We start from the raw sequence: 22210 nt of genomic DNA, 5'->3' as shown, positions 1-22210 counted from the left end.
TTCTTTCCCTCCATGAGAACCCGGACCGGTACCGGGAGAACCATCAGGACCAGGAACATCTGTACCGTAAGGTCTGAAATAGGGGCATCAGCGCCAGGATCGCCGCTGCGGTGGTCCTGGCGATGGGGCGCATACGGTTCTTCCCCGCCTGGATCAGTGCCTCCTCGGGGGAAAATCCTGCCCGGCCGTACCCGGCAAGAAGCGTTCTCATGGTTTCACCCCCTGTGCGGGACGGTGTTTCCTGAAGAGGGGAACAGGCCTGCCCAATGCAGATTCGAGGGCGACACCGAGATCGGTCATCTTCTCCTGCAGGTCCGCCAGTTCCAACTCCTTTTCCCTGAGCCTGTTTGCGGCCCCGTAGTAACTGAGGATATCGGCGTTCCCCTGGTTGAGCGCTGCTCCGTAGGTCCTGACAAGGTGCCTCTGGACCCGTATGGCCTCTCTTCCCAGTTCGATCATGGTCCGCAGGTTCTTCGCCATCTTCATGATCCCGGCGATCTCGGAGCGGGCCTCAAAGACCCGGGCCGTATATTCGTCGAAGAGTTTCTTCCGCGTGGCCTGCTCCAGCGCGATCCGTCCCCGGTTCCGGTCGAAGAGGGGGAACTCGAAGGTGACGGCCGGGCCGGTGGTGATCACGTCCCCCGTGTCCCGGGCGTGGATCAGGCCGATTCCGATCTTCGGGAACTGGGAGAGTACCGCCGCCCTCAACTCCGCCTCCCGGCTTTCGTATCCCATCCTCAGCGCGATCAGGTCAAGACGGCTCCGCTCCGGGCGTGGCTGCGCTGTCCCGTACTTCTCCAGCCATACGGTGGAGGGCGATACGTCCTCGATGGGGAGGACCCGCCCCGGCGGGAATCCCGCGGCCCGGTTCAGGGCGAGTCGCTCCTTCTCACGTTCCCCCTCCATCCGCGCCAGGCGGGTTTTGGTCCCGTTCAGCTCGGCCTTCGCCGCGGCGAGGTCCACCCCGGTCTTTGCCCCTATTGCCACCGCCGTCTCAACCGTTTTCACGGTCCTGAGAAGATCTTTGCGTGATGCTTCAAGCAGGGAGATCTTCTTCCCGGTCCAGTGGAGCCTCAGGCAGTGAAGCCTGGCCGCCTGGGCGACCTGCCATTCCCGCCACGCCACGGAAAGATCGACGGCCTTCGCCTTCGCCGCGGCGGCCTTCTTCCTGGAGGCGTAGGTGATGAGCGACGTGATCTCCCAGTCGAGCTGCGAGCCGTAGGCGTCCGTGGTTCCCGCCGTCAGACCGCCTGTCGGGTGCTCCATGCTGAGGGAAAGGACGGGGTTGGGCAGGATCCCGGCCTGGATGAGCTGTGCCGCGGCGATACCCCGTTCGTCCCGGACAGCGCGAAGGCCCGGGTTGGCGATCACGGCGAGGACGGCGGCCTCGTCTGGTGAGAGCCCGTCCCGTTCATCGAAAGCAATCGGTTTCAGGATCGGGTGTTTCAGTCTCTTTGCCAGGATGCGGACCTTGCCCATCTCCGGCGGGGCCAGCGCAGCCGATACACTCGCCGGGGTCAGCGGCAGCGGGTGGTAGAGGGCGCAGCCGGAGAGGATGAGCAGGACAGGCGCAATGTTCTTCAGCAGGCAGTTCATGATTTCACATCTTTCCGGAAAGGGCCCCGCCCGTCATGGGTCAGAACCCGGCGATGATGAATGTCCCCGTCACATCTTTCTCTTCACTGACCGGTTCGGGAAGGACCTTCCTCCAGGATTCGTACAGACGGGTCCTGCCGACCAGGACGACCCGGCGGCCCGTCCCGGAGGTTTCGCGCACGAGTTCGGCGAGCCGCCCGAGGCTTATTCCATGGTCTTCGGCATCGGGGTAACCAAGACCGTACTTCAGCTCACCCGCCTCGTCTTCGAGGATGAGGACATCGTTCCTTTTGTAGTACCAGCAAAGGGCCGGTGCGAGCCCTCCCTCCGAGACCAGGATGGTCCTGCCCGTTGCCTCCTTCTTGTGACTCAGCAGGAAAGGCCCCGGAGACCTGGCCTGCAGGATCCGGTCCGGGACCGAAAAATATATGGAAGCCAGCATGAGACAGGCGGCGATAGTGTAAAGCGCCGGCCGGTTCTCCCGCTGCCCTGATCGCGCCGAAAAGAGAAAGAAGAGGGCTGCGCCCAGTAGAAGAAGGGATGCGGCCGCCCATTTCATGGCCTCCCCGGGTCCGTAACCCGGCACTCCGGGAAGCCGGGTCCACCGGATGAAGACCGGGAACGCTGCAAGGAGTGCTGCAAGGCCTGCCGCGGCCGGTGCCGCCGCGGTGAATGCTTTTTTTTCTTCCTTTGCGGGATATGCGTGCAGTCCGGACGCTAACAGTACGGCGAGGGGCGGATAGCAGGGGAGGATGTAGGTGATCAGTTTGCCGTGCGAGGCGGAGAGGAGAATGAAGGGGAACAGGAGCCAGCACAGGGCGAACCGGGTGAGCGGATCCATGGGGCGTCTTCCCTTCAGTCCGCGGAAGGCGGCCGGGAAAAGCAAGGACCACGGGAGCGCTCCCGCCAGGAGTACGGGCACGAAGAACCAGAACGGCTGGGGATGTTGCGGGTCGCCGGAAAAGAATCGCCTTATGTGTTCCACCCAGAAGAAGTGCCTCCAGAAATCGGGCGCCCTGCGGAAGACGGCCAGGGACCAGGGGAGTGCGACCAGCAGGGCAGAAACGGCGGGAATCAGGAAAACCCGGAGCAGCTCTTTCGTCCTGCGTTCCATGATCATGTATGGAACGACAGCCGCGACCGGGATGGCGAATGCCAGGAAGCCCTTGGTCAGGAAGGCCAGCCCGCAGGATGCGCCGGAGAGGGCGAGAAGGCGGCCTTTCTTCCATGGGCCGGTTTCTCTGTGGGCGAAGAAAAATAAGACCATGGCCGCCGTAAGGAAGAGGCTGAAAAGACCGTCCAGGACATTGAAGGTTCCCAACAGGAAGACCTCCAGGCTGGTCAGGCAGATGAAGAATGCCGTGATTCCCGGCAACCTTCCCCCGCCGAACCTGCGGACAAGGATGAAAAGCATCCAGGCGGTCAGGAGGGCGGAGAGGGCCGAAGGAAAACGGGCGGCGAACCGGTTCTGCCCGAAGAGCGACTGTGCTCCCGCTTCGATCCAGTATCCCAGGACCGGTTTCTCGAAATAACGGAGACCGTCAAGGCGGGGGACCACCCAGTCCCCGGTTTGCAGCATTTCCCGGGGGATCTCCGCGTAGCGTGTTTCATCAGGAATCATGAGGGGACGGATTCCCAGGGGCAGGATGTAAAACATGATTAAGGCCGACAGGGCGACCGGGACCGCGCGTTTCACAGGCTCTTTCCCTCCGGATTATTCATCAAGGCCGTATCATAACAGTCTTCTTTGCTCCCGCCGTGACCCCAACATGACAATCCGGTCATACTGGATCATGATTTTCAGGATGATCCTTCCGTGCGGGGAGCCGGATGGTGAAGGTGCTTCCCATTCCGGGTGTGCTGGTGACGGAGATCTCCCCGTGGTGTCTCCTGATAACGGATCGCGCGAGGCTCAGGCCGAGCCCGTTCCCGGGAGTGGTGCGGGCCGGGGCGATGCGGTAGAAACGGTCGAATATGCGGGATTGCTTGTCCGGGTCTATCCCGATTCCGGTGTCGGTTATGTCGATCCTGACCGATCCATCCTCCCGGCGGGCCGATACGTTGATCCTCCCCCCCGGGGAGGTGTACTTTATGGCGTTGTCGAGCAGGTTTGCCACGGCCCGCTGGAGACGGCGCGGGTCGCCGTCGATAAGCACCGGTTCGCCGGAGATATTTGCTTCCAGCCCTATCCGCCTGTCTTCGGCCGGCGCCTCGAAAAGTTCGACGGCATCCTTCAGCAGGCCGGCCATGTCGACCCCGGCCATGGGGATCTCCGCAGCGCCGGCATCGTTTTCGGCTATCTCCAGCAGGGTCTGGATAAGACCGACCAGGCGGTCACACTCTTCCACGACCGTTCCGGCCATCTCCCGGTATGCTGCCGGGTCATCCGGGCCGGTCAGGGTCGTCTCGGCGATGCCGCGGATTCTCGTCAGCGGGCTCCTCAGATCGTGGGCGATGTTGTGTATGACCTCTTCCAGGCCTGAGACGAGGGAGTCGATACGTTCCAGCATGGCATTGAAGGCGCTGGCCAGGGCCTCGATCTCCTCTCCTTCGTTGCCCGGCGGGACCCTGCGGGATAGATGGCCCCGGCCGATCCTGAGGGCTGTTTCCGTGACCCGTGACACCCCTGCCATGGCACGCCTCGCTGCCACACCGCCGCCCAGTCCGCCGAGGAGGATCAGTACGGTCAATGTGGTTCCGAATATCTCCCTCAGCTTGCGCACGAGGATTTCGTTTTCTTCGCGGGTCCTCCCTATGCGGAGGATCTTGCCGCCCGGGATCTCCTTGCATACGGTGCGGACGGGATCTTCCCGGTCCGGAAGCGTGAGTGTGCGGAACCGGATCCGCTCCTGTTTATCCTTCACCGCGGTGGGCCGTGGAGGGAGGGAACCCCAGGCCTCGAGGTCCGATGCGGCCAGTATCCTCCCGTCCCCGGAGATCAGCTCCATGAATACGCGGTTCCTGCCGTCCGATTCCGATTCCCGGTCGAACTCCTTCTGCAGGGCGCCGAGTCCCTTTTCCATGTAGAGGGTTTCGAACTCTACGGTATCACCCTTCAGGTTGCGGTCTAACTGGTCGTTGAACCCGGATATGATCGCCATGTATGCCCAGCCGAAGGCGGCTACGGATAGGATGCTGAAAAGAAGCGCGTATCCCAAGGTGAGGCGGAAGGTTACGGTCCGGAAGGGTCTATGTTTTTTTCTCGAGGACATATCCGATACCCCGGATGGTGTGGATCAGCTTTTCCCTGAACGGACGGTCTATCTTGTCGCGCAGGCGGCAGATCCGGGATTCCACGACATTCGTCTGGGGATCGAAATTGTAATCCCAGACATGCTCCATGATCATGGTTTTGGAGATCACCCTTCCCGTGTTCCGCATCAGGTATTCGAGCAGGGCCATCTCCTTTGGCTGAAGTTCGATGGAAACTCCCCCGCGGAAGATCTTGCGACGTACCAGGTCCATTGTGAGGTCTCCGACGCTCAGGGTCATCGGAGTATTGACGGGTGCGGATCGGCGAAGAAGCGCCTGGATCCGGGCTGTTAATTCCGAAAAGGCAAAGGGCTTGACAAGGTAGTCATCTCCTCCTGCCTGCAGACCGCAAACACGGTCATGCACTGTACTTCGGGCGCTGAGAATGATCACCGGGGTTTGTACCCCCCGGTTGCGCATCTTCCGGATGACTTCCAATCCGTCCAGCTTCGGAAGCATGACGTCAACAACCGCTGCATCGTAGGGAGTGGTGCAGGCCTGGTGGAGCCCGTCCTCTCCGTTTGTTGTATGATCGACAGCATAATTTTCCTGACGCAATCCCTTCAGGATAAACTCTGCCGTTTTTGCGTCATCTTCGATCAGCAGGATACGCATTAACAGTGTATGTCTCCTTCCTTGAGGCAGGATACAGTCGGACCTCCTCCACGTCAACCTCCAATTTTTTCCGGGGCTTCCCCCGATTTTGCCGGAAACAGATGCAGCACTGTTCCGGTTTTTCCTGGCCGGGGAAGGTTCTTCTTTTTTTGTTGAACATCTGACGGTTGTCAGAATATTGATCCGACACGAGGGTTCTTCCCCGTTCGGTCGTGCCGGTACTCCGGGCTTTCTCTTTGATTCACAAGGCCTTCTTCCGGGTTTCTGGTTGCTGGAGAAGTTGGCATGTATTGTGCTTTTGAACGGATTGGAAGGAATCTGATTTCCGGTTCCGGAACCGTGGAGCGAATCCCTCTTTTCTCAATCATTCTTTATGAAAGGAGCCGATGATGAAAAAGATCCTCTCTATCCTTCTCCTGATGCCCTGCATTCTCTTTGCCTGGCAGCCCGTGGGTGCTGCACCGATTGATGGACCGGTGGCTTACTTTCCCTTTGATGGAAACGCCATGGATGCCACGGGAAATGGTTATGACGGGACGGTGATGGGGGGGACCTTTGTTGCCGACCGTTTTGGCAACCCGGCGGGTGCTCTTTCCTTCGATGGTGTCGACGACTATGTCCATTTCGATGATGTCCTGCAGCCGGCGGTCTTTACCTTCGCTACCTGGTTTCAGACCACTCAGACCTCGATCGGGACGATCTTCAGCTCCGATCCTGATGCCTGGTACGGGACCAATCATGGTTTCTCCGTCAGGATGGTCGACGGCAAGGCTCATGTGGCCCTGGACGAGAGCCCTCGTGCAGGTACGAAAGTGGCCGTCATAGAGTCTCCCTTTGCCGTCAATGACGGTCAATGGCACCATTTGACAACGGCCTTTCAGTTCGGGAACATGTACCTCTACATCGATGGGGTGCCGGTCGGCAGCCAGGGGTATGTCTTCAACTACAGCAGGACCGGTTCCCCGATGATCATGGGGATGACCCGCATGGAAGGGGGAAACAATCCCTGGTACTTCTCGGGGATGCTTGACGATCTTGAAATTTATGATTACTGTCTCTCCCCTGCGGAGATACATCAAATAAGTGCCGTTCCGGAACCGGCCAGTCTCTTCCTCCTGGGGATAGGTCTCGTCGGGATCTTCGGGATTCCCCGCCGGTCCCGACAACATAGATGAATGATTCTGTCTTCTGCTTGAACTTCCCCATGGAAAAAGATATAGTAGCATGCCGGAAACCGACGAAGGCGGGATGCCACCGAATCTTTTCCATGGAAGGGGAGCGAAATGGGATGCAGGATTGCAGAACTGGCGGAGGGACAAAAGGTCAGCGGAATCTATCTGGTACGGGCAAAGAGTTTGGCCACGACGCGGGCAGGCAAACCATTTTTAACGGTGAAATTAGGTGACCGTTCCGGCGAGATCGATGCCAAGGTTTGGGAGAAGGCCGACCGGGTGGCGCAGGAATTTTCGAAAGGGGACTTTCTTCAGGTGGCGGGGCAGGTTACGGAGTATAACGGAAAACTCCAGATGAGCCTGCAGTCCCTCGTCCGTGTGGAGGATGCAACGATTGATCCTGCTGATTTTCTTCCTTCTTCCGCCCGGGACCCGGAGGAAATGTGGACGGCGTTGACGGCGGCACGGGAGACGGTGGCGGATCCCGACTACCGGAAACTCCTGCAGTCTATCTTCGAGGACCCCTCCCTTGCAGACAAGATGCGCCGGGCGCCTGCCGCCAAGGCGATGCATCATGCCTACTTGGGCGGTCTTCTCGAACATACGCTCTCCCTCTTTGGATTAGGGGAACGGGTGGCCCCCCATTATCCCGAGCTGGACCGGGATCTCCTCCGGACCGGCATCCTTCTGCATGACCTGGGGAAGGTGGAAGAGCTTACCTATCTTCGCGGCTTCGATTATTCGGATCGAGGGCGGCTCCTCGGGCATATTTCCATCGAACTCGAGTGGATCTCCGAAGTGATCCGGTCTCTGCCCTCCTTTCCGGAAGAGAAGGCGCTCCTTTTAAAACATCTTCTGCTCTCCCATCACGGTCGGGAGGAGTTCGGTTCACCGGTTAAACCGATGACCCTGGAGGCCCTCGTACTCCACATGTTGGACGATCTTGATGCCAAGGTGCAAGTCTTCCGTCAGCTCATGGCCGATCCTTCCCCGGAACGATGGAGCAAGTATCATTCCCTTCTTGGTCAGTATGTTTTCAAGGGGTTTGACCGGAAACGGGAATCGGAGAAATCTCCACCGCTCTCGCTGGAGAAACCGGTGGAAGAAGAGAAGGCCCGGGCGGAGGACCCTCCGACCCTCTTCTAAGGGGCCCTATTCGTAAATACGGTGGCCTGTCTGCGTGCGGCCCGCCCGCACAGGCAGGCATTTGAGTGCCGCAGGACGGCTTCTTCCTCTACGTTGTGCTCTCTGCAGTACCACAGGGGTATGCCTTTGTTACACGCCCTGATGAGGCCATCCTGCAATCCTCTCGGTGCGTCACAGTATTTACGAACAGGACTACTAAGTTTTCACCGGACCTGAAACACATCTTTTCTCCCGGGAGAGGGGATTATGCCGGAACGTGAACGCTGCCGGATTGAGGCCCGCCTTACGGAACGGATCGGGAAAGCTTCGCTTCTGGGAAATCATTACCGGAAAAATCTTCACATCATTTCAAGGTTCCTCCCCCAACTGCTTGACCGAATGGAAAAAGGACGGGTTCTCTCCCTGGTTCGCCTCGACAGGATTTCTCCCTTCTGCGTGGAGGAAATGGAGCTGATCCGTCATCTTGCCCGGAGCCGTGAGGAAGCTTTAGATCTTCTCGGTTGTTATTACGCACTCCAGTTAATTTTCCTGAACCTTGACTGTCTCGCATTGCTGGAAAAAGATCGTCCCCGCGTGACGAACCGGACGGCTTCCTACAAGGAGGTATTGCTGCGAGCGGAAGCGAAGTTCTCCCTCCTCTATTCCGCTCTGATCCGGTCGTTTCTTGATATCCTTTCGGAAGGGGAGGAGAACCTTCCCGAGTTTGTGATCTGTCACGTGGGTGCCCGGCGGGACCAGGATGATATTGATGTCGGGATTATTCACCGTGCAGGCGGTGACCTGGCCGCGCTGAACCGCCTGGTGGGGAAGCTCAACCGGGAGATGTACCGCCGGGCGACGCAGATGCATTTCTATCTGTCGGAACACTCCGGCTCCAAGTGGTTTTCCGCCTGTATCGATGTCTATGAAGAACTCATGGATGTGGAACGGACGAACCTGGTTGTGATTACCCAGCTCTTCGGGGCCGTGCCGATTGCGGGAAGTATTTCTCTCTTCGAGGAGTTTCAGGAGCGGGTGGTGCGGAGGTATACTTACCGGGCCGGCCTGGATAACCGTTACTATGAAGGATTCATTCGGGGGGTGGTGGAAGAGATCCGCTCTCTGGCCGCCCACCGGACCCGCAGCGGGGAGATCGTCCCCAAGGTGGACGGTCTCCGGCTGGCCAAAATCCTGATTGCCGCCCGGCGGGCAAACCTTGGTATCGTGGGGGGACATTTCTGGAAGGTCTTCAAGAGCTTGCAGCGGATGGACCCTGCCATGCAGGAGGAGTATGCCTCCCTGGAAGAGTCTCTGGCCTTTATGGAACTCCTCCGTTTTCTTCTGCATCTGATCTATGCTCAGGAGGAGGGGGTCTTTTATACCGATGCACATTGCCGGGCGGCTCTGGACCGTGTGGCCCTCCTGATGGGGTACGGGGAACCGGAAGGGGTTCACCCCTCGACGGTCCTGCTCCGAAGCTATTTCCGCTATTCCAGGCGGATCCGGGAGGTTTCCGGCCTTTTTAAAGAGGAGTTCAAAAAGTATATTGAATTCATTCAGGTCTTTTGCAGGCGACGAATCGAAAGAAAGATCCTCCGTCTTGTCAAACGGGATGTTCTCCCCTCGGAAGGAATTCCCGATCCCGGGCGTTTTCGTCGGACTGCGGGAAGAATCTATGCCTCCCTTGCCGGGACCGTTGTCTTTCCCGATTGCTATGAAACCCTTCATGACTGTCATGACCTGTCGTTTTTGAGCTATGCCCTGCATGCCGTTCGGACGAAGCGTTTTGCCCGCGCCGGCTATATGGATCGATATGTCCGGTACCTGGTGCGGTTTGCCTGCCGGGAGGCGGGAATTACCGGGCGTTCCGGTTTCGCGATCTATGCAACGGGGGGCAATGCCGAGGGACGTGCTCTTGACAATGATTACGACATGTTCGTTCTCTGTGATCCCGACCGTCTGGACCCGGCGTCCCTGCAGGGCGCCGTTCACCGGATGCACCGGGAACTGACCCGTGTCGGGAATTTCCCTCATCATCGGATTGCGGAAAAGATCGGAACTTTTGTGATCCCCTTCAATGCGCTTGCGGCCTATCTCGATCGGCGTGAACCCGAGGACTATATTGAAAGGACCGAATTGTTGGGGGCCCGACGGGTCTTCGGAGATTCGGTGTTGCACCGGCGCTTTGAAGAGGAGATCATTGCGGGAAGGGTTTTCCGGGACAAGGAACGGCTGGTCCGCGATCTTGTCCGGGAATTGCAGGAACGGCATGACTATGCAGATACCCTGGCGGGGGAGTGTGACCTCAAGCAGGGCAAGGGCGGGATCTTTGATATTTCTCTGGTGATCTGTCTGTTGAAGGCCCGATTTGAGATTTATGAAACATCTCCGATCCGAACGCTTTTGCTCCTGAAAGAGAAGGACCCGGTGCATGCCGGATTGTATGATGTCCTCTTTTCGACAAAGCGTTTTTTCAATGATCTTAGGGGGATGCTCTGTCTTATCGGTTTGCCGGAAGAGGTTGGAACGTCCCTCGACGTTCCTTTGTCATTCTTGGAGAAAGGTTGGAGCGATTCTGCCGCTCTGGTTCGCCAAGTGGAAACGAAGATGGAACGAGTACGGGAGATTTCGGAGGTGTTGATCTCTTCCGGGAAATGCTGATCCGGAGTGATCGGACGATCTATTTTTTCATCCCTTCCATGATTTCTTTCAGCCGGGAGATGACGAAGGTCTCCTCCGTCGCACCGAGGGACTCCCGTGTGGCTGAAAGTTCCGCCGCCAGAAGGGCCTTCAGGCCGGCGAGGAGTCTTTCATTCCTTCCCCTTTCTTCCAACTGGCCAAAGTTTTCTTTCAGGACCTCCGTCGCCAGGGTTCCGTCGGGCATCAGAAAAATTCCTTTGAAGAGGACCGGATAGTCGCCCTTGATTTCCTCCAGATAGTGGGAGAGATTCTTGTCGCCTAGTTTTCCGACCTTTTCGCCGAGATAACGGTAGGTATAAGAGAAGAGACGGTTGTAGCAGTGGACGGTTTTTTCAAAGAAACGGCTTGTTTTCTTTTCCTCGACCACGGCGATCTCGGTATCGGAGATCTTCCGAATCAGGTTGGCACAGAGAAAGGCCATCAGGGTCCGGCAGGTCTCAAAGTCGTTACCATCTACAGCGGCACAGATCTCCGCGACACTTTTTTCTCGATCCACAAGTTGGAGGATCTTCTGCTCATCTTCCGAGAGTGGAACGTCGATCCGTTTTTGCTCCGCATTGGCCGACGGCTCAAGGATGGCATCGATGCCGGTCAGGGTCTGCAAAATCAGATCCCAGTCGGTAATCCGTTGGACCCCCCTGACGATCAATTCCTGTGTATTGATGTCGAGGGTGATTACCTCCTTCGGCAGTTTTTCCTGTTCCAGAAATGTATATTCCCCCTGGGACTCGTTGAAGAGACTGTCGATGATCTCCCGCACCTGTGCAATGATCCCTTCCTTGATCTCTTCCTTGTTCAGGACCCCCATCTCGATCAGGATCTGCCCGAGCCGTTTCGTTTCCGTGATCCGGCTGGAGGCCTGGATAAAATCGACGGCCCGAATCCGTCCCTGCCGGAAGAGGGATTCGCCGAGGCGTTCGCTGAGCCGGTTGGAGGTAGCGAAGACGATCCGCCCTTGGTGGATATATACCTTCTTTTCGACCAGGCCGAAGGACCATTGGAAAATCCCTGTGGTCCCGGAGATGGAGAGGGCGTGAAAGACCTGGGCAACGGAGATTTCGGAGAGATTCCCCCGCAGTTTTATTTCTTTGATCATGGAATGGTGTTCCCGGAAATGTTTTCGGTTTTGGACCGGGGAAGGGGGCTTCTCCCGGTTCTTGAATACCCTGGTTATTTATTCTAAAATATCACAGGAGAAGGAAGCTTGGCAACAGAATCCACTTGACAAATGTTTTTCGGGAGACTAATATAGACCAAACGGTCGGTTTTTGGTGTGGGAGGCGAGATGCAAACCAAAGGGGGGGTGACGCGGGAAAAAATACTTTCCGAGGCGACCCGTCTTTTTCATCAGAAGGGATTTGGAGCCACCAGCATCAATGATCTGGTTGCGGCCACGGGGCTGAAAAAAGGGAGTCTCTATTTTCATTTTGAAGGGAAAGATGCCCTGGCTCTTGCCATCCTGAAAAAGGCCAGGGAAGAATTCCTGGAGTTTCTCAACCGCTCCCTCTCCGGTACAACACCGGGTGCATCACTCCGCCGTTTCTTTCAATGTGTATTCAAAAAGCATAAAAGCAATGGTTTCGTGGGAGGGTGTATCTTCGGAAATACCGCCCTGGAAATGAGTGACAAGGAGCCTTTCTTCGCAAACTTTATCAGAGGGATCTTTGAAGAATGGGTAGAAAAACTTCAGGACGTTATCAAAAACGCACAGGTTTCAGGCGAAGTACGGAACGATCTTTCCGCCCACCTGCTAGCCCGTCATGTGGTTTCAACGCTGGAAGGCTGCATCATGATGGCTAGACTTGAAAAGGATGAAAGATTGTTCCAAAACTGTTTGAAATCCCTTGAGGTATTGATTGGTTTGAAGGAATAATCTCTTTTTTTTGCACATTATTATACCGGACGTTCGGTTTATAATTTGGGCGGTTATTTTGTTAACCTGTATTATAGGAGGTGTTCATCATGTCTAGGATTCAGCCGCCGGAAGCGCAAAACCTTTCCAGTCAAGTCCAGGAAATATTCAAGGAAGTTGAAGCAGAGTTTGGTATGGTGCCCAATCTGTTCAGGACCTACGCCCACTATCCCCCCCTTTTGGAAGCCAACTGGAACAAGGTCAAGGCGGTGATGGTGCAGGGAGATCTGAACCAGAAGGTCAAGCAGACCATCGCCGTTCTCGTCTCCAAGGACAACAGCTGTGCCTATTGTGTCGCGGCCCATACGGGTGCGCTGAAATCGATCGGCGTTTCGGAGGAAGAGATCCAAAACATCACGGAACAGATCGACAAGGCTGATTTTAATGCCCAAGAACAGGCCTTGATCCGCTTTGCACGGAAGGCGAGCCGGGAACCGTTGAAGATCACGGGGGACGAATTTGATGCCCTTCGCAAGACCGGCGTCAGCGATGCGGAAATCATTGAGGCCCTTGGTGTCATGGAACTCTTCACCTCTTTTAATAGATTTCTGGATGCCTTGCAGGTGGACATCGATTTTTAATCTTTACCTGACCGGATGATAGGAAGGAGACCGCAACCATGTCCAATCACTCCAAACCGCTAACCGGGCTTCTCACATGGGAACGGGCAGACGAACTGGTTACGAGAATCCAAACCCGAGGCCCCTGGTATATCCACTCCCCGGAGAAAGGGATGGAGACACTCTTTGTAGCCGAGGCAGGGGAGGCTTCAACCTTTCTGGCGGCAAGAATTGAGGATGTCAAAAACCGCAAGCGGGGCGCGGGCTGGGTCTATGTACATATACCGGATCAGCCGAGTTGGATCAAAATCTACGACCCCTATCAGTGTGCTTCCTGCGGCACCAGAAGCCCGAAGGCATGGTGGGAAATGAAGCTTGATGACCCGAGGGAAAAGCCGCCTACCATAGCTCCGGTTCAGGGAAGCAAGGGTCTGTTCCATTGGTTGAAGAACAGAAAAGAATAGGGGACAATTTCCGAGGTAGAGAACGATTTTTGAGAACACAAAGGGAAACATCCATAAAAATATTTCTTCGGGCAACGCGTGTTTCTTTGATCGTGGGGATCATGCTCGTGCTGATTAATCACACTGATCTTCTATTTGGAGAAGCCCTTACAAAAAGAAGTTTCATTCAAGTGGTCCTCTGTTTCATCGTGCCCTTTGGAGTTTCATTGCACTCACAAATCACAGCCCTCCGGGAACAACAATCTGATGATCCCAAGAGGTCCTGTTCGCAAATACTGTGACGCACCGAGAGGGTCGCAGGACGGTCTCATCAAGGCACGCGACTGAAGCGTACCCCCTGTGGTACGGTGTAGGGAGCGCAACGAAGACGAGGCCTGCCTGTGCGGGCGGGCCGCACGCAGACAGGCCACCGTATTTACGAATAGGGCCACTAAGCCTTCCGGAGAGGCTCTCGGTCGCGACGAAAGGAAAAGGAGTCAGTGAGTTTGAACTTCGCAGAGGTTGAAAGAGACTATATCCGAAGCCGTATCCTGCCTGATTTTGAATGGATGTACTTCAGCCGGCCGACCGATCACCATCCCGTTGGAAAACCGGTTGATCAATGCCGGGTTGCACTGGTCACCACATCAGGAGCCTATTTGCGCAATCGTCAGGGGCCGTTTTCCACCCGCAATAAGCTGGGAGATGACAGCTTTCGGGTTATCCCGAACGATATCGATCCGGAAGAGATCGCTTTAGCCCATCCCGGCTACGACACGAAGCGCGCATTGAAAGACCTGGACTGCGTTTTCCCCTTGGGACTGTTGAAACAGCTGCGGATCGAAGGGGCGATCCGTGAGGCGGCTCCGAGACATTTCTCTTTCATGGGGTATGTTCCTTTTCCGGAAAAACTGATCGCGGAACGGGTGCCTTTGGTTGGCGGCGCGCTTCTCGATGACGGAGTCGATCTCGTGATCCTGGTGCCCTCCTGACCGGTCTGTAGCCAGTCCGTGGGACTGATTCAGAGAGTTCTCGACCGGATGGGCCTGTGCACGGTCTCGATCTCCCTGGTGCGGGAGATCACCCTGCAGGTGAAGCCCTCCCTGGCCCTCTATCTTCGTCATCCCTTCGGCCTGACCCTCGGCGATGTGGGAGATTCCATTACACACGAAAATATCTTGCTCGACTGTTTGCGCTATGCGGCCGAAAAACTTCCTGCGGGAACGGTGATTGATCTTCCCTATGTATGGACCAAGGATGATCTGCGCGAACGTCAACGCCGCAAGGAAGCGCTTTAAGTCTCAGGGGCACCGTCCATCCATTTATTGGGGATTCTTAGAGAAGCCGGGAAGTCTCTGTAGGCGGTTCTGATGGTCTGTTGCTGGATGACCGAGGCAATCCCCATTCCGGTCACGGCGCTGGCGCCGCTGTTGTTGTTTCCGCTCCTGGGGATCATGAACAGCGTCGCCATTGCGCGACCCTACGCCAACGAGAACATCTTTCTCTTTCTGGGGGGGCTTTTGCATTGCACTCGCCATGGAGCGTTGGAACCTGCACCGCCGGCTTGCCCTGCATCTGATTCGCCGAATCGGCGGTCGGTTCCGGCGTATGATCCTTCCCCGGAAAGTGGTTGCCTGATTTCATTTCTAATTGAATCTCAAACGTTTCAGAGTGCCCATCCGATTGCTTCTTGGGGTCTCACTCTTGGTCTGCCCCTTCCATCAGAGCGTGGCCTTGATCGGGTGGGGAGGGGGTCAGGGGGGATGGTTTCCCGAGGTATTTTGAAAAGACCGGATAGAGCTCCCTGGAATTCCGGATGGAGTGGAAGGCGTACTTGATCCGGCTGGGATAGAGGATGAAGGGGGTGTTCTGCATCCCGCCGATTCCCCCGTGACCGCCCATCTGTTCTTCGAAGTTGATGATCCGCCCTTCCTTGAAGGCGCCGTAGAGGACGAGGTCTCCGGCGTTCGGCATGGAGAATTGCTGAAGGATTTCCGCTTCGATTAATTCCGCATCCTCGAATCCGCTCAGGGGATCGTCTCCGTCAATCCGTTTTTTGCCGTGATGGTAGAAGACCCGACCTGCCCGGGAGAGGATCATCGGATCACCGTCCGACCGGGCGAGGATGAGGCCGATCCCCTTGTGGCGGACGAGGGCTCCCACCAGACCGGGATAGACCCGTTCAATCTGTTCCAAATCGACTCGTCCACGGTCGATATTAAAATAGAGATTGGACATGGGGCTGGAGTTAACGATGGAGATGTTCCCGGTGATCTTTCGGGTTTCTTCCGGAAGGATGTTCCGCTCGATGTATTTTGCGATCCGTTTGAAGATTCTCCGCATGAAAAAAAGGTTCTGATCTGCAAAGTTGTAAAGAGTGGAACTCAGGGCGAGCATGAGGTAATCCTTGACATCCCCGCCGGAATCGTACTGGGCAATTCGTCCTTCCTTGACCTTGGAGTAGATGAAGTTTTCCAGGGTTTCCCCGAACTCGTAGCGGAAGGGAATGGAGGGGTGTTGTCCATGATCGGAGAGAATGTAAACATCGTAGTGCATTCCCCGACGTTTTTTCCGGATCTGGCGAACGATTTTCCGAATCCCCCGATCAATCACGCGAAGGGTTTTGAGCGCATATTTGGTTTCCGGCCCACGCTGGTGTGCGGCCTCGTCGTATCCGTTGTAGGTCAGCCAGATGGAGGGTCTTCCCTGATTGATGTCGATGAGTGCCCCAACGGTGGCGACTTCAAAAAACAGGACATTAGAGAAGATCCGGACCATCGGGAAGAATCCTTCACTTTTTTGTACGCCTCCCTTCAGGCGGATCTCCAGGTATTCATAGAGTTCCCGAAACAGTTCCAGTACGGAAGAAAGAAGGGAGCGGAAGACGGGAATGATGTTGAAAAAGAAAAGGAAGAAAATGGCGAGTCCGGAGATCCGTTTCTGCATGTCCTGCGTCAGAAAGGTGCTCAAGGTTAGTACGGAGCGTTTGGCGCCTCCCGAGAGGAGATTGATGTAACTGCTCCCGTTCTCCAGGATCCCCCGTTTTCCCTGGGAAATGCTCTGTTCCACGGTTTGTGCCGAGAGGGGGTTCTTGAAACTTACAAGGCTGTCGTTCTGTTTGTCGAGCCATCGGAAGGCCGGGATCCCGAAATTTTCACCGTACATGATCCCGCTCTGCGAGGCCGGGGTGTTGCCGGGGATTCCGCAACGGTAACGACTGACATTAAAATCTCCCGATGCAAGGAGCCCTTGTACAAAGGGCATGTAGCCTTCGGACAAGGCCTGCATCAGGATCGGATGGGGGAGCCCGTCGATCTGGATGATGACGAAACCATCTCCTCGTTCCTTCCCCTGCCATTCCTTCTTCCTGTTTGCGATGGAGGAACGGATGACCTTCAGTGTTTTTTCTTTGGGGATGGACGGCTGTTTTCTGGCGGTTTTTTTTCTCATCTGCAGGAGAACTCGGTTAGGGCGCCGTGTTAAATTCCACGACCTGCCCGTCAAAGGCGAGCGCCATGTTGCCGGGAAGAGACCGGTTGGACTCCTCGTGTTCGAGCTGGTGTGCCATGTGGGTAAACAGCGTCCGTTCGGGATCGATGCGTTGGGCTGTCTCCACCGACTCCTGTAGACAAAAATGGGTCGGATGAGGCCGATGCCGCAGGGCGTCGAGGATAAGGAGATCCAGGCCCTTCAGGAGTTCGATGCTTTCCCTGGGGATTCCGTTGCAGTCGCTCAGGTATGCGAAGGGCCCGACCCGATACCCCAGGATGGTTTGACTGCCGTGCCGGATCGGGATCGGAATAATCTCCTGACCGAAGAGTTCAAAAGCACCATGAATGATATGAGTGTTGATGCGGGGGATAAAACTTTGCCGTTCTTCCTCGGGTACGAAAATGTAGGGGAATTGCCGGTGAATGGTTTTGATCGTCTCTTCATTCCCGTAGCAGGAAATCGGTTCTCCGCTGTGGAAACTGTAGATGCGGATCTCGTCGATGCCGTGAACATGGTCGGCGTGGGGGTGCGTAAAAAGAATGGCATCGATCCTCGGGATCCGGTAACGCAGCGCCTGCTCCCGCAGGTCCGTTGCCGTATCGACCAGGATGTTTTTCTCTCCGATACTGATGAGGATGGAGGAACGGAGCCGTTTGTTCTTCGGGTTCGCAGACCGACAGACCGGACAGGAACAGAGGATTGCGGGAACGCCGGAGGATGTCCCGGTTCCCAGGAAAAGAACCTTGATTGTCATGGTACCGGATGACTCCCTTCGGGGTATCGTTTGCGGCTCCAAACGGCGAACCGTTCGTTTACTCTATCGCAGAAACCCTTCTAAAGTCAATGTTTTCCTATGGATAGAGCTTGAAATATCCGTTGAAGGCCATTATACTTCCCCCATTTGGAGGAATCATGATTCGCACACTCTGGGTTTGGACCGTCGGAATCTTCATGACGGTCCTCTGCGGCAGTCTGATTGTTGTCTTTTCCTTTCTGGATTCCAGCGGGAAGTGCCTCCATTTTTTCGCCAGGCTCTGGGCTCGGACGATTATTGCCGCTTCCGGGGTCCGGGTCAAGGTCCGGGGGGAACGGAATCTGCCTGTGGACTCCGCGATAATCGTTACCTCCAACCACCAGGGTTATTTTGACATCTTTGTTCTGATGGGCTATCTTCCCCGTCATCTCGGCTGGATCGCGAAGAAGGAGTTGTACCGGATTCCGGTCTTCAGCTTTGCCATGCGGCGCTATGGAAACATCATGATCGATCGGTCCAACCGGGAGCGGGCCCGTCGAAGTCTCAAAGCCGCTGCCGACAAGATTCGTGAGGGACAGTCGGTCCTGATCTTTCCCGAGGGGACCCGTTCTCCGGACGGCAAGGTTCATGCCTTCAAGAAAGGTTGCTATTACCTGGCCGAGGCCTCGGGGGCACCGATCATCCCCGTAAGCATCTCCGGCAGCTTCGAGGTGATGCCGAAAAAAACATTCCGTCTTCATCCGGGAACCGTCCATGTGGTTATTGGTGAGCCGGTCTATGTTCAGCCTTCAGACGGTGCGGACCGGAACGGATTTCTTGATCGTCTTCGCCGAACCATTATCAGAAATCAGGTCTGCTGATTCGGGGTTTCTTTGTGCGTACGGGTACGAAACTCTTTCATGCATTTCCGGCTGCAGAAGTAGTGTGTTTTGCCGCCGATTTTTCTGGAGAGGGCTTCGGGGCGGGGGATGAAGGTGTTGCAGTTCGGATCATGCACCATGATCTCCATCGTTGTTTCCGGGGTCTCCTCGCTGTGCGGATGTCTGCTGCCCGGAAAGAGAACCTTCCATAACAGGTAGACAAACAATCCCCAGAGAAGAAAGACAAAAAACCGTCCCATTATCATCCCTCCGTTTCCTCCGGCTCCGTGCCGGCCTCTCTTTCTAGGACATCGAGGGTGAGATGCTCTCTCCAGAGGAGGATGAGCCCGTAGAGGATGACCGGGAGGAAGATCAGAAAATGTGAGAGGAGGGCGAAGCTGAGCCGGACGGCTTCATCGGCATGGAAAGGTGCCAGCCCGGCTACGACGGCTGCATCGTAGGTGCCGACAAACCCCGGTGAGGAAGGAATCCCGACGGCAAAGGCCTGTACGATCACCAGGTAAAAAGGAACATAAACCGGTGTTCGAATGCCGAAAGAACGAAGCATAAAAAGATTTCCTATTCCGTAGAGACTCCAGAGAAGGACGGAGTAAAAGATGATCCAGAGAAGGTCTCTTCCCATCCGGATCGTGGTCAGACCGGCGACAAAGGAGTCCATCAATTCCAGTGTCTTTGTCTGCAATGAGTGGGGAAAGGGGCGCAGGCAGAACCGGACGAAGTTCAGAGCGACACCGGTATTGAAGCGGAGGAAGACGAGAAACAAGAGGACCCCGACGAAGAGTGCCGCCATCATGGTCCCCCCTGCCTTGAGCGTACGGATATAGACCGGGGGAAGTGTGGAGTGCGACATGGCAAAGAGGACCCAGACCAGCAGCAGAAGCAGGGTAAATATGTCAAAGAGTCGTTCCACGACAATGGTTGCCAGCGCACTGGTTTTCGAGATCGGTTCCTTTCTGCCGATCAGAACGGCTCGTGCAACTTCTCCGATACGGGCAGGGAGAATGTCAATCGCCATGAATCCGATCATCATGGCCGAAAAAAGATTTTTCCGGGAAGCCCGGTGCAGTGGGGCCAGGATATGACCCCAGCGGTATGCCCGGATCAGGATCCCGAGCAATGCGACGGCAATGACCGGCAGGCAGTAGAGATAATTTGCCTGACGGAAGGCGAGGGCAAGTTTGTGAATGTCGGTGCGTTGTACAAGAAGGATGATGAGGGCGAGACTGAGGATGATCCCGAACCAGAACATTTTACGTGATTTGATCATTTGGATGTTTCTTTCTTTCCGTGTGGTTGAAGGATCTCCCTGGTCTTCTTGATATCCTGATGGATCTGGCGGACCAGACTTTCCTTGCTACCGAAGGTCTGTTCATCCCGAAGGCGTTCCCGGTAGAGAACCCGGACGAATTGTCCATAGATCTCTTCCTGAAAATCAAAGATGTGCACCTCGATGGTGACCTGCCCTTCGCCGAAAGTGGGGTGGGTCCCGATGTTGGCCACGCCGTCAAAGAGACGGTCTTTGTATTCGACTTGTACGGCATAGACCCCCCGTTTCGGGAAGATTTCATTATGGGATTCGAGGTTTGCCGTGGGAAAGCCCAGGCCTTTGCCTCGGTGGTCGCCGGCGGTGACAATCCCCTCGCTGGCGTAGCAACGTCCAAGGAGAGTACAGACCTTCCGGATCTCTCCCCGGCGCACGAGCTCCCGGATTCGAGTCGTACTGACCACTTCTTCATGCAGGGTAAATGCCGGGATGACCTCTACCTGAAAACCGTAACGTCTTCCCATCTCCGCCATGGCGTCGGTGTTTCCCTGTTTGCCCCGGCCGAAGGCGTAGTCATATCCCACGAGAATTTCTTTTACTCCGACTTGATCGACAAGAATGTTTTTGATGAAGTCCTCCGGTGGTGTGGCGGCTAATTCCCGGGTGAATTCAGCGCAAATGACGACCTCGATGCCGTAGGCCTCAAAGAGTTCCATTTTCCGTCGAAAGGTATTCAGAAGCGGTGGGGCCGTGGAAGGGGAAAGTACTTTGAGAGGGTGCGGTTCGAAGGTGAAGATGATTGAGGTCCCGGACATCTTCCGGGCTCTTGCCATCACCTGTTCAAAGATCTTCTGATGCCCCAGATGCACCCCGTCATAGTTGCCGAGGGTGACGACAGGATAAGTAAACCGATGTTCCAGCTGGACAAGGTCGCGAATGATTTGCATGATGATATTCCGGATCAGGAGTTCGAATCTACTCTGATATCATTCTCATACTCTCCGTGGCCTTGTCAACAGAAGATCTTGGCAAATACAGCGACAGAAAAAAATTATTCCGTAAGAATCGTTCTCTTTCTCTCGTTGATTCATGAAGATGATTCGGCAGGGGGATGTTCCTGCATCTTGTTTTTCGTCTGTTGGGCGAGGTAGGAGAAGGTTGTTTCACCAAGGGTCGTAATCACCTGTTCCTGAATGCGGCACCACACATCATGCAGGGAGCAGAGCGTTCCACGCCCGCAGTCGCCGTATCCGTTGAGACAGCGGTTCAGGTGAATCGGTCCCTCCATGGTCTCAATCACTTTCCGCATATTGATCTCTTCCGCCGGAAGAGCCAGGGAGAAGCCCCCTTTTTTGCCCCGGTGGGAACGGATGATGCCGGATTTGGCCAAGGTCTGGAAGATTCGCGCAAGGAACCCTTCGGGGATATCCATCTGTTCGGCAATTTCGCTGATGACGGAAAGGGTCCCTTCCGGTTGCAAGGAGAGATATAGAACACCCCGCAAGGCGTAATCCGCAGCCCGAGTCAATTCCATGAAGGATTCCGGAAATAGTTAAATGAATCAATTGAATTCAATTACTAAATTAAACATTCTGCCGCCGTGATGTCAAGGGAAAAGATATCTGGACTTCCCCCGATTTTGCAGGAAGCAGGTCAAGCGGCGAAAAGCGGGATCCGGCAAAGGCAAGATCAACGTCAAAGGCAATGCGGAACGTACGTCATTCCTCGACTTCATCCTCGCACGCTTCATCAAGGTCGATGATCTTGTCGCCGAGGAGATACTCCTTGGTTCTGTACTTCGTAATGTTCCCGATCTTCCGGATGATCTCCGTCATCTTCCGTACCGATTCATAGATGATTTCGATCTCCCGGCTGCCGGGAAAAACCCCCTCTTCTTCGAGGGCTTCTTCAAGGAGTTTAACCTGACAGTTAATGACGGTGAGGGGTTGGTTGAGTTCATGGGCGGCGGCCCCGGCCAGCTCCATGACGGCGATCTTTTTTTCCTGTACCACCAGTTTGTCCTGGGCGGCCTTCAGGCGAAGGGCGGTCTTGACTCGTGCCATCAGTTCGGCCATCAGGAAGGGTTTTTTGACGTAGTCCACGGCCCCTGCTTCGAGTCCCCGCTGCAAGTCCTCCGGTTCATTTTTTGCCGTCAGCATGATGACCGGAATCCCCTGCGTCTTGTCATGGGTATGCAACGTCCGGCAGGTCGTGATCCCGTCCATCCCCGGCATGATGACATCCATCAGGATCAGGTCCGGAGAAATCTCGACGGCAAGGCGGATTGCTTCTTCGCCGCTCTCAGCGGAGATGACCTCATAGTCCTGGTGTTCCAGGACGGCGCGCAGTACCTCGCGATTGTCCTCGGAATCGTCAACAATCAAAATCTTTCCCACCGGTATAATCCTTTCGAGAAGCAGACCTATCATTTTTATAACGTTTTC

The 22210-nt window shown here is 55.7% G+C and carries 22 protein-coding genes and 1 pseudogene; 10 read left to right on the top strand and 13 right to left on the bottom strand.

Going from position 1 to position 22210, the window contains the following annotated elements:
- Positions 1–43: 43 nt before the first annotated feature.
- From GXP58_07125 to GXP58_07105, 5 genes are all read right to left on the bottom strand, one after another.
- Positions 44–211: an efflux RND transporter permease subunit gene (locus GXP58_07125; GenBank protein NOY53380.1), complete on the bottom strand. Its 168-nt coding sequence runs from the start codon at positions 209–211 to the stop codon at positions 44–46.
- Positions 208–1596, bottom strand: a complete 1389-nt coding sequence (locus GXP58_07120; GenBank protein ID NOY53379.1) for a TolC family protein — start codon at positions 1594–1596, stop codon at positions 208–210. Before GXP58_07120 ends, GXP58_07125 begins: the two co-directional genes overlap by 4 nt.
- 40 nt (positions 1597–1636) lie before the next feature.
- Positions 1637–3292: a phospholipid carrier-dependent glycosyltransferase gene (locus GXP58_07115; protein ID NOY53378.1), complete on the bottom strand. Its 1656-nt coding sequence runs from the start codon at positions 3290–3292 to the stop codon at positions 1637–1639.
- An 85-nt stretch (positions 3293–3377) separates the two neighbouring features.
- A complete protein-coding gene (locus GXP58_07110; GenBank protein ID NOY53377.1) occupies positions 3378–4808 on the bottom strand; it encodes a HAMP domain-containing histidine kinase in 1431 nt (476 codons plus the stop codon).
- A complete protein-coding gene (locus tag GXP58_07105) occupies positions 4786–5463 on the bottom strand; it encodes a response regulator transcription factor (GenBank protein NOY53376.1) in 678 nt (225 codons plus the stop codon). The genes GXP58_07110 and GXP58_07105 overlap by 23 nt, the downstream gene beginning before the upstream one ends.
- A 386-nt stretch (positions 5464–5849) precedes the next feature.
- On the opposite strand from GXP58_07105, the gene GXP58_07100 reads away from it, so the two are divergent.
- The 3 genes from GXP58_07100 to GXP58_07090 all read left to right on the top strand — a co-directional run bounded on the left by GXP58_07100 (position 5850) and on the right by GXP58_07090 (position 10421).
- Positions 5850–6638 carry a PEP-CTERM sorting domain-containing protein gene (locus tag GXP58_07100; protein NOY53375.1) on the top strand — a complete coding sequence of 263 codons (789 nt, stop codon included), beginning with the start codon at positions 5850–5852 and terminating at the stop codon, positions 6636–6638.
- Between the two features lie 108 nt (positions 6639–6746).
- Complete coding sequence (locus GXP58_07095) at positions 6747–7781, top strand: HD domain-containing protein (protein NOY53374.1); 1035 nt, start codon at positions 6747–6749, stop codon at positions 7779–7781.
- A gap of 246 nt (positions 7782–8027) precedes the next feature.
- Positions 8028–10421: a hypothetical protein gene (locus GXP58_07090; protein ID NOY53373.1), complete on the top strand. Its 2394-nt coding sequence runs from the start codon at positions 8028–8030 to the stop codon at positions 10419–10421.
- A gap of 19 nt (positions 10422–10440) precedes the next feature.
- Here the strand turns inward: GXP58_07090 and GXP58_07085 are convergent, their stop codons facing one another.
- Positions 10441–11556: a DUF4388 domain-containing protein gene (locus tag GXP58_07085; GenBank protein ID NOY53372.1), complete on the bottom strand. Its 1116-nt coding sequence runs from the start codon at positions 11554–11556 to the stop codon at positions 10441–10443.
- Between the two features lie 189 nt (positions 11557–11745).
- Here GXP58_07085 and GXP58_07080 point away from each other — a divergent pair, with 189 nt between their 5' ends.
- The 6 genes and pseudogenes from GXP58_07080 to GXP58_07055 all read left to right on the top strand — a co-directional run bounded on the left by GXP58_07080 (position 11746) and on the right by GXP58_07055 (position 15013).
- Complete coding sequence (locus GXP58_07080; protein NOY53371.1) at positions 11746–12333, top strand: TetR/AcrR family transcriptional regulator; 588 nt, start codon at positions 11746–11748, stop codon at positions 12331–12333.
- A gap of 89 nt (positions 12334–12422) precedes the next feature.
- Complete coding sequence (locus tag GXP58_07075; protein ID NOY53370.1) at positions 12423–12953, top strand: peroxidase-related enzyme; 531 nt, start codon at positions 12423–12425, stop codon at positions 12951–12953.
- Between the two features lie 38 nt (positions 12954–12991).
- Positions 12992–13396, top strand: coding sequence for a hypothetical protein (locus GXP58_07070; protein ID NOY53369.1), 405 nt, complete (start codon positions 12992–12994; stop codon positions 13394–13396).
- Positions 13397–13881: 485 nt separating this feature from the next.
- A complete protein-coding gene (locus GXP58_07065; protein ID NOY53368.1) occupies positions 13882–14367 on the top strand; it encodes a hypothetical protein in 486 nt (161 codons plus the stop codon).
- Positions 14368–14415: 48 nt separating this feature from the next.
- Entirely contained in the window at positions 14416–14673 is a 258-nt protein-coding gene (locus GXP58_07060; protein NOY53367.1) for a hypothetical protein, read from the top strand.
- Positions 14674–14745: 72 nt separating this feature from the next.
- Positions 14746–15013 (top strand): annotated as a pseudogene (locus GXP58_07055) (hypothetical protein).
- Between the two features lie 60 nt (positions 15014–15073).
- On the opposite strand, the gene GXP58_07050 reads toward GXP58_07055, so the two are convergent.
- Together GXP58_07050 and GXP58_07045 are read right to left on the bottom strand one after the other, a co-directional pair.
- Positions 15074–16825, bottom strand: coding sequence for an alkaline phosphatase family protein (locus GXP58_07050; GenBank protein NOY53366.1), 1752 nt, complete (start codon positions 16823–16825; stop codon positions 15074–15076).
- Positions 16826–16841: 16 nt separating this feature from the next.
- Entirely contained in the window at positions 16842–17615 is a 774-nt protein-coding gene (locus GXP58_07045; protein NOY53365.1) for an MBL fold metallo-hydrolase, read from the bottom strand.
- Positions 17616–17779: 164 nt separating this feature from the next.
- On the opposite strand from GXP58_07045, the gene GXP58_07040 reads away from it, so the two are divergent.
- Positions 17780–18481, top strand: a complete 702-nt coding sequence (locus GXP58_07040) for a 1-acyl-sn-glycerol-3-phosphate acyltransferase (protein ID NOY53364.1) — start codon at positions 17780–17782, stop codon at positions 18479–18481.
- Here GXP58_07040 and GXP58_07035 read toward each other — a convergent pair.
- The 5 genes from GXP58_07035 to GXP58_07015 form a co-directional block, all read right to left on the bottom strand.
- Positions 18469–18741: a hypothetical protein gene (locus GXP58_07035; protein ID NOY53363.1), complete on the bottom strand. Its 273-nt coding sequence runs from the start codon at positions 18739–18741 to the stop codon at positions 18469–18471. The two genes, GXP58_07040 and GXP58_07035, sit on opposite strands and share 13 nt — an antisense overlap.
- Positions 18742–18743: 2 nt before the next feature.
- Positions 18744–19769, bottom strand: coding sequence for a flippase-like domain-containing protein (locus GXP58_07030; GenBank protein NOY53362.1), 1026 nt, complete (start codon positions 19767–19769; stop codon positions 18744–18746).
- Positions 19766–20713: a bifunctional riboflavin kinase/FAD synthetase gene (locus GXP58_07025; protein ID NOY53361.1), complete on the bottom strand. Its 948-nt coding sequence runs from the start codon at positions 20711–20713 to the stop codon at positions 19766–19768. The genes GXP58_07030 and GXP58_07025 overlap by 4 nt, the downstream gene beginning before the upstream one ends.
- A gap of 140 nt (positions 20714–20853) precedes the next feature.
- Complete coding sequence (locus GXP58_07020) at positions 20854–21300, bottom strand: Rrf2 family transcriptional regulator (protein NOY53360.1); 447 nt, start codon at positions 21298–21300, stop codon at positions 20854–20856.
- Between the two features lie 184 nt (positions 21301–21484).
- Positions 21485–22162, bottom strand: coding sequence for a response regulator (locus GXP58_07015; protein NOY53359.1), 678 nt, complete (start codon positions 22160–22162; stop codon positions 21485–21487).
- Positions 22163–22210 lie beyond the last annotated feature (48 nt).

This window comes from Deltaproteobacteria bacterium, from assembly GCA_013151235.1.
Taxonomy (GTDB): Bacteria; CG2-30-53-67; CG2-30-53-67; order CG2-30-53-67; family CG2-30-53-67; genus JAADIO01.
Note: the sequence above shows the minus strand (reverse complement) of the source record. Positions and strands in the feature narration are given on the sequence as shown.

Excerpts from the sequence above, each read along its gene's own strand:
- GXP58_07125 (NOY53380.1), bottom strand. The coding sequence starts at position 211 with ATGAGAACGCTTCTTGCCGGGTACGGCCGGGCAGGATTTTCCCCCGAG.
- GXP58_07120 (NOY53379.1), bottom strand. The coding sequence starts at position 1,596 with ATGAACTGCCTGCTGAAGAACATTGCGCCTGTCCTGCTCATCCTCTCC.
- GXP58_07110 (NOY53377.1), bottom strand. The coding sequence starts at position 4,808 with ATGTCCTCGAGAAAAAAACATAGACCCTTCCGGACCGTAACCTTCCGC.
- GXP58_07105 (NOY53376.1), bottom strand. The coding sequence starts at position 5,463 with ATGCGTATCCTGCTGATCGAAGATGACGCAAAAACGGCAGAGTTTATC.
- GXP58_07100 (NOY53375.1), top strand. The coding sequence starts at position 5,850 with ATGATGAAAAAGATCCTCTCTATCCTTCTCCTGATGCCCTGCATTCTC.
- GXP58_07095 (NOY53374.1), top strand. The coding sequence starts at position 6,747 with ATGGGATGCAGGATTGCAGAACTGGCGGAGGGACAAAAGGTCAGCGGA.
- GXP58_07090 (NOY53373.1), top strand. The coding sequence starts at position 8,028 with ATGCCGGAACGTGAACGCTGCCGGATTGAGGCCCGCCTTACGGAACGG.
- GXP58_07085 (NOY53372.1), bottom strand. The coding sequence starts at position 11,556 with ATGATCAAAGAAATAAAACTGCGGGGGAATCTCTCCGAAATCTCCGTT.
- GXP58_07080 (NOY53371.1), top strand. The coding sequence starts at position 11,746 with ATGCAAACCAAAGGGGGGGTGACGCGGGAAAAAATACTTTCCGAGGCG.
- GXP58_07075 (NOY53370.1), top strand. The coding sequence starts at position 12,423 with ATGTCTAGGATTCAGCCGCCGGAAGCGCAAAACCTTTCCAGTCAAGTC.
- GXP58_07070 (NOY53369.1), top strand. The coding sequence starts at position 12,992 with ATGTCCAATCACTCCAAACCGCTAACCGGGCTTCTCACATGGGAACGG.
- GXP58_07060 (NOY53367.1), top strand. The coding sequence starts at position 14,416 with ATGGGCCTGTGCACGGTCTCGATCTCCCTGGTGCGGGAGATCACCCTG.
- GXP58_07050 (NOY53366.1), bottom strand. The coding sequence starts at position 16,825 with ATGAGAAAAAAAACCGCCAGAAAACAGCCGTCCATCCCCAAAGAAAAA.
- GXP58_07040 (NOY53364.1), top strand. The coding sequence starts at position 17,780 with ATGATTCGCACACTCTGGGTTTGGACCGTCGGAATCTTCATGACGGTC.
- GXP58_07035 (NOY53363.1), bottom strand. The coding sequence starts at position 18,741 with ATGGGACGGTTTTTTGTCTTTCTTCTCTGGGGATTGTTTGTCTACCTG.
- GXP58_07030 (NOY53362.1), bottom strand. The coding sequence starts at position 19,769 with ATGATCAAATCACGTAAAATGTTCTGGTTCGGGATCATCCTCAGTCTC.
- GXP58_07025 (NOY53361.1), bottom strand. The coding sequence starts at position 20,713 with ATGCAAATCATTCGCGACCTTGTCCAGCTGGAACATCGGTTTACTTAT.
- GXP58_07020 (NOY53360.1), bottom strand. The coding sequence starts at position 21,300 with ATGGAATTGACTCGGGCTGCGGATTACGCCTTGCGGGGTGTTCTATAT.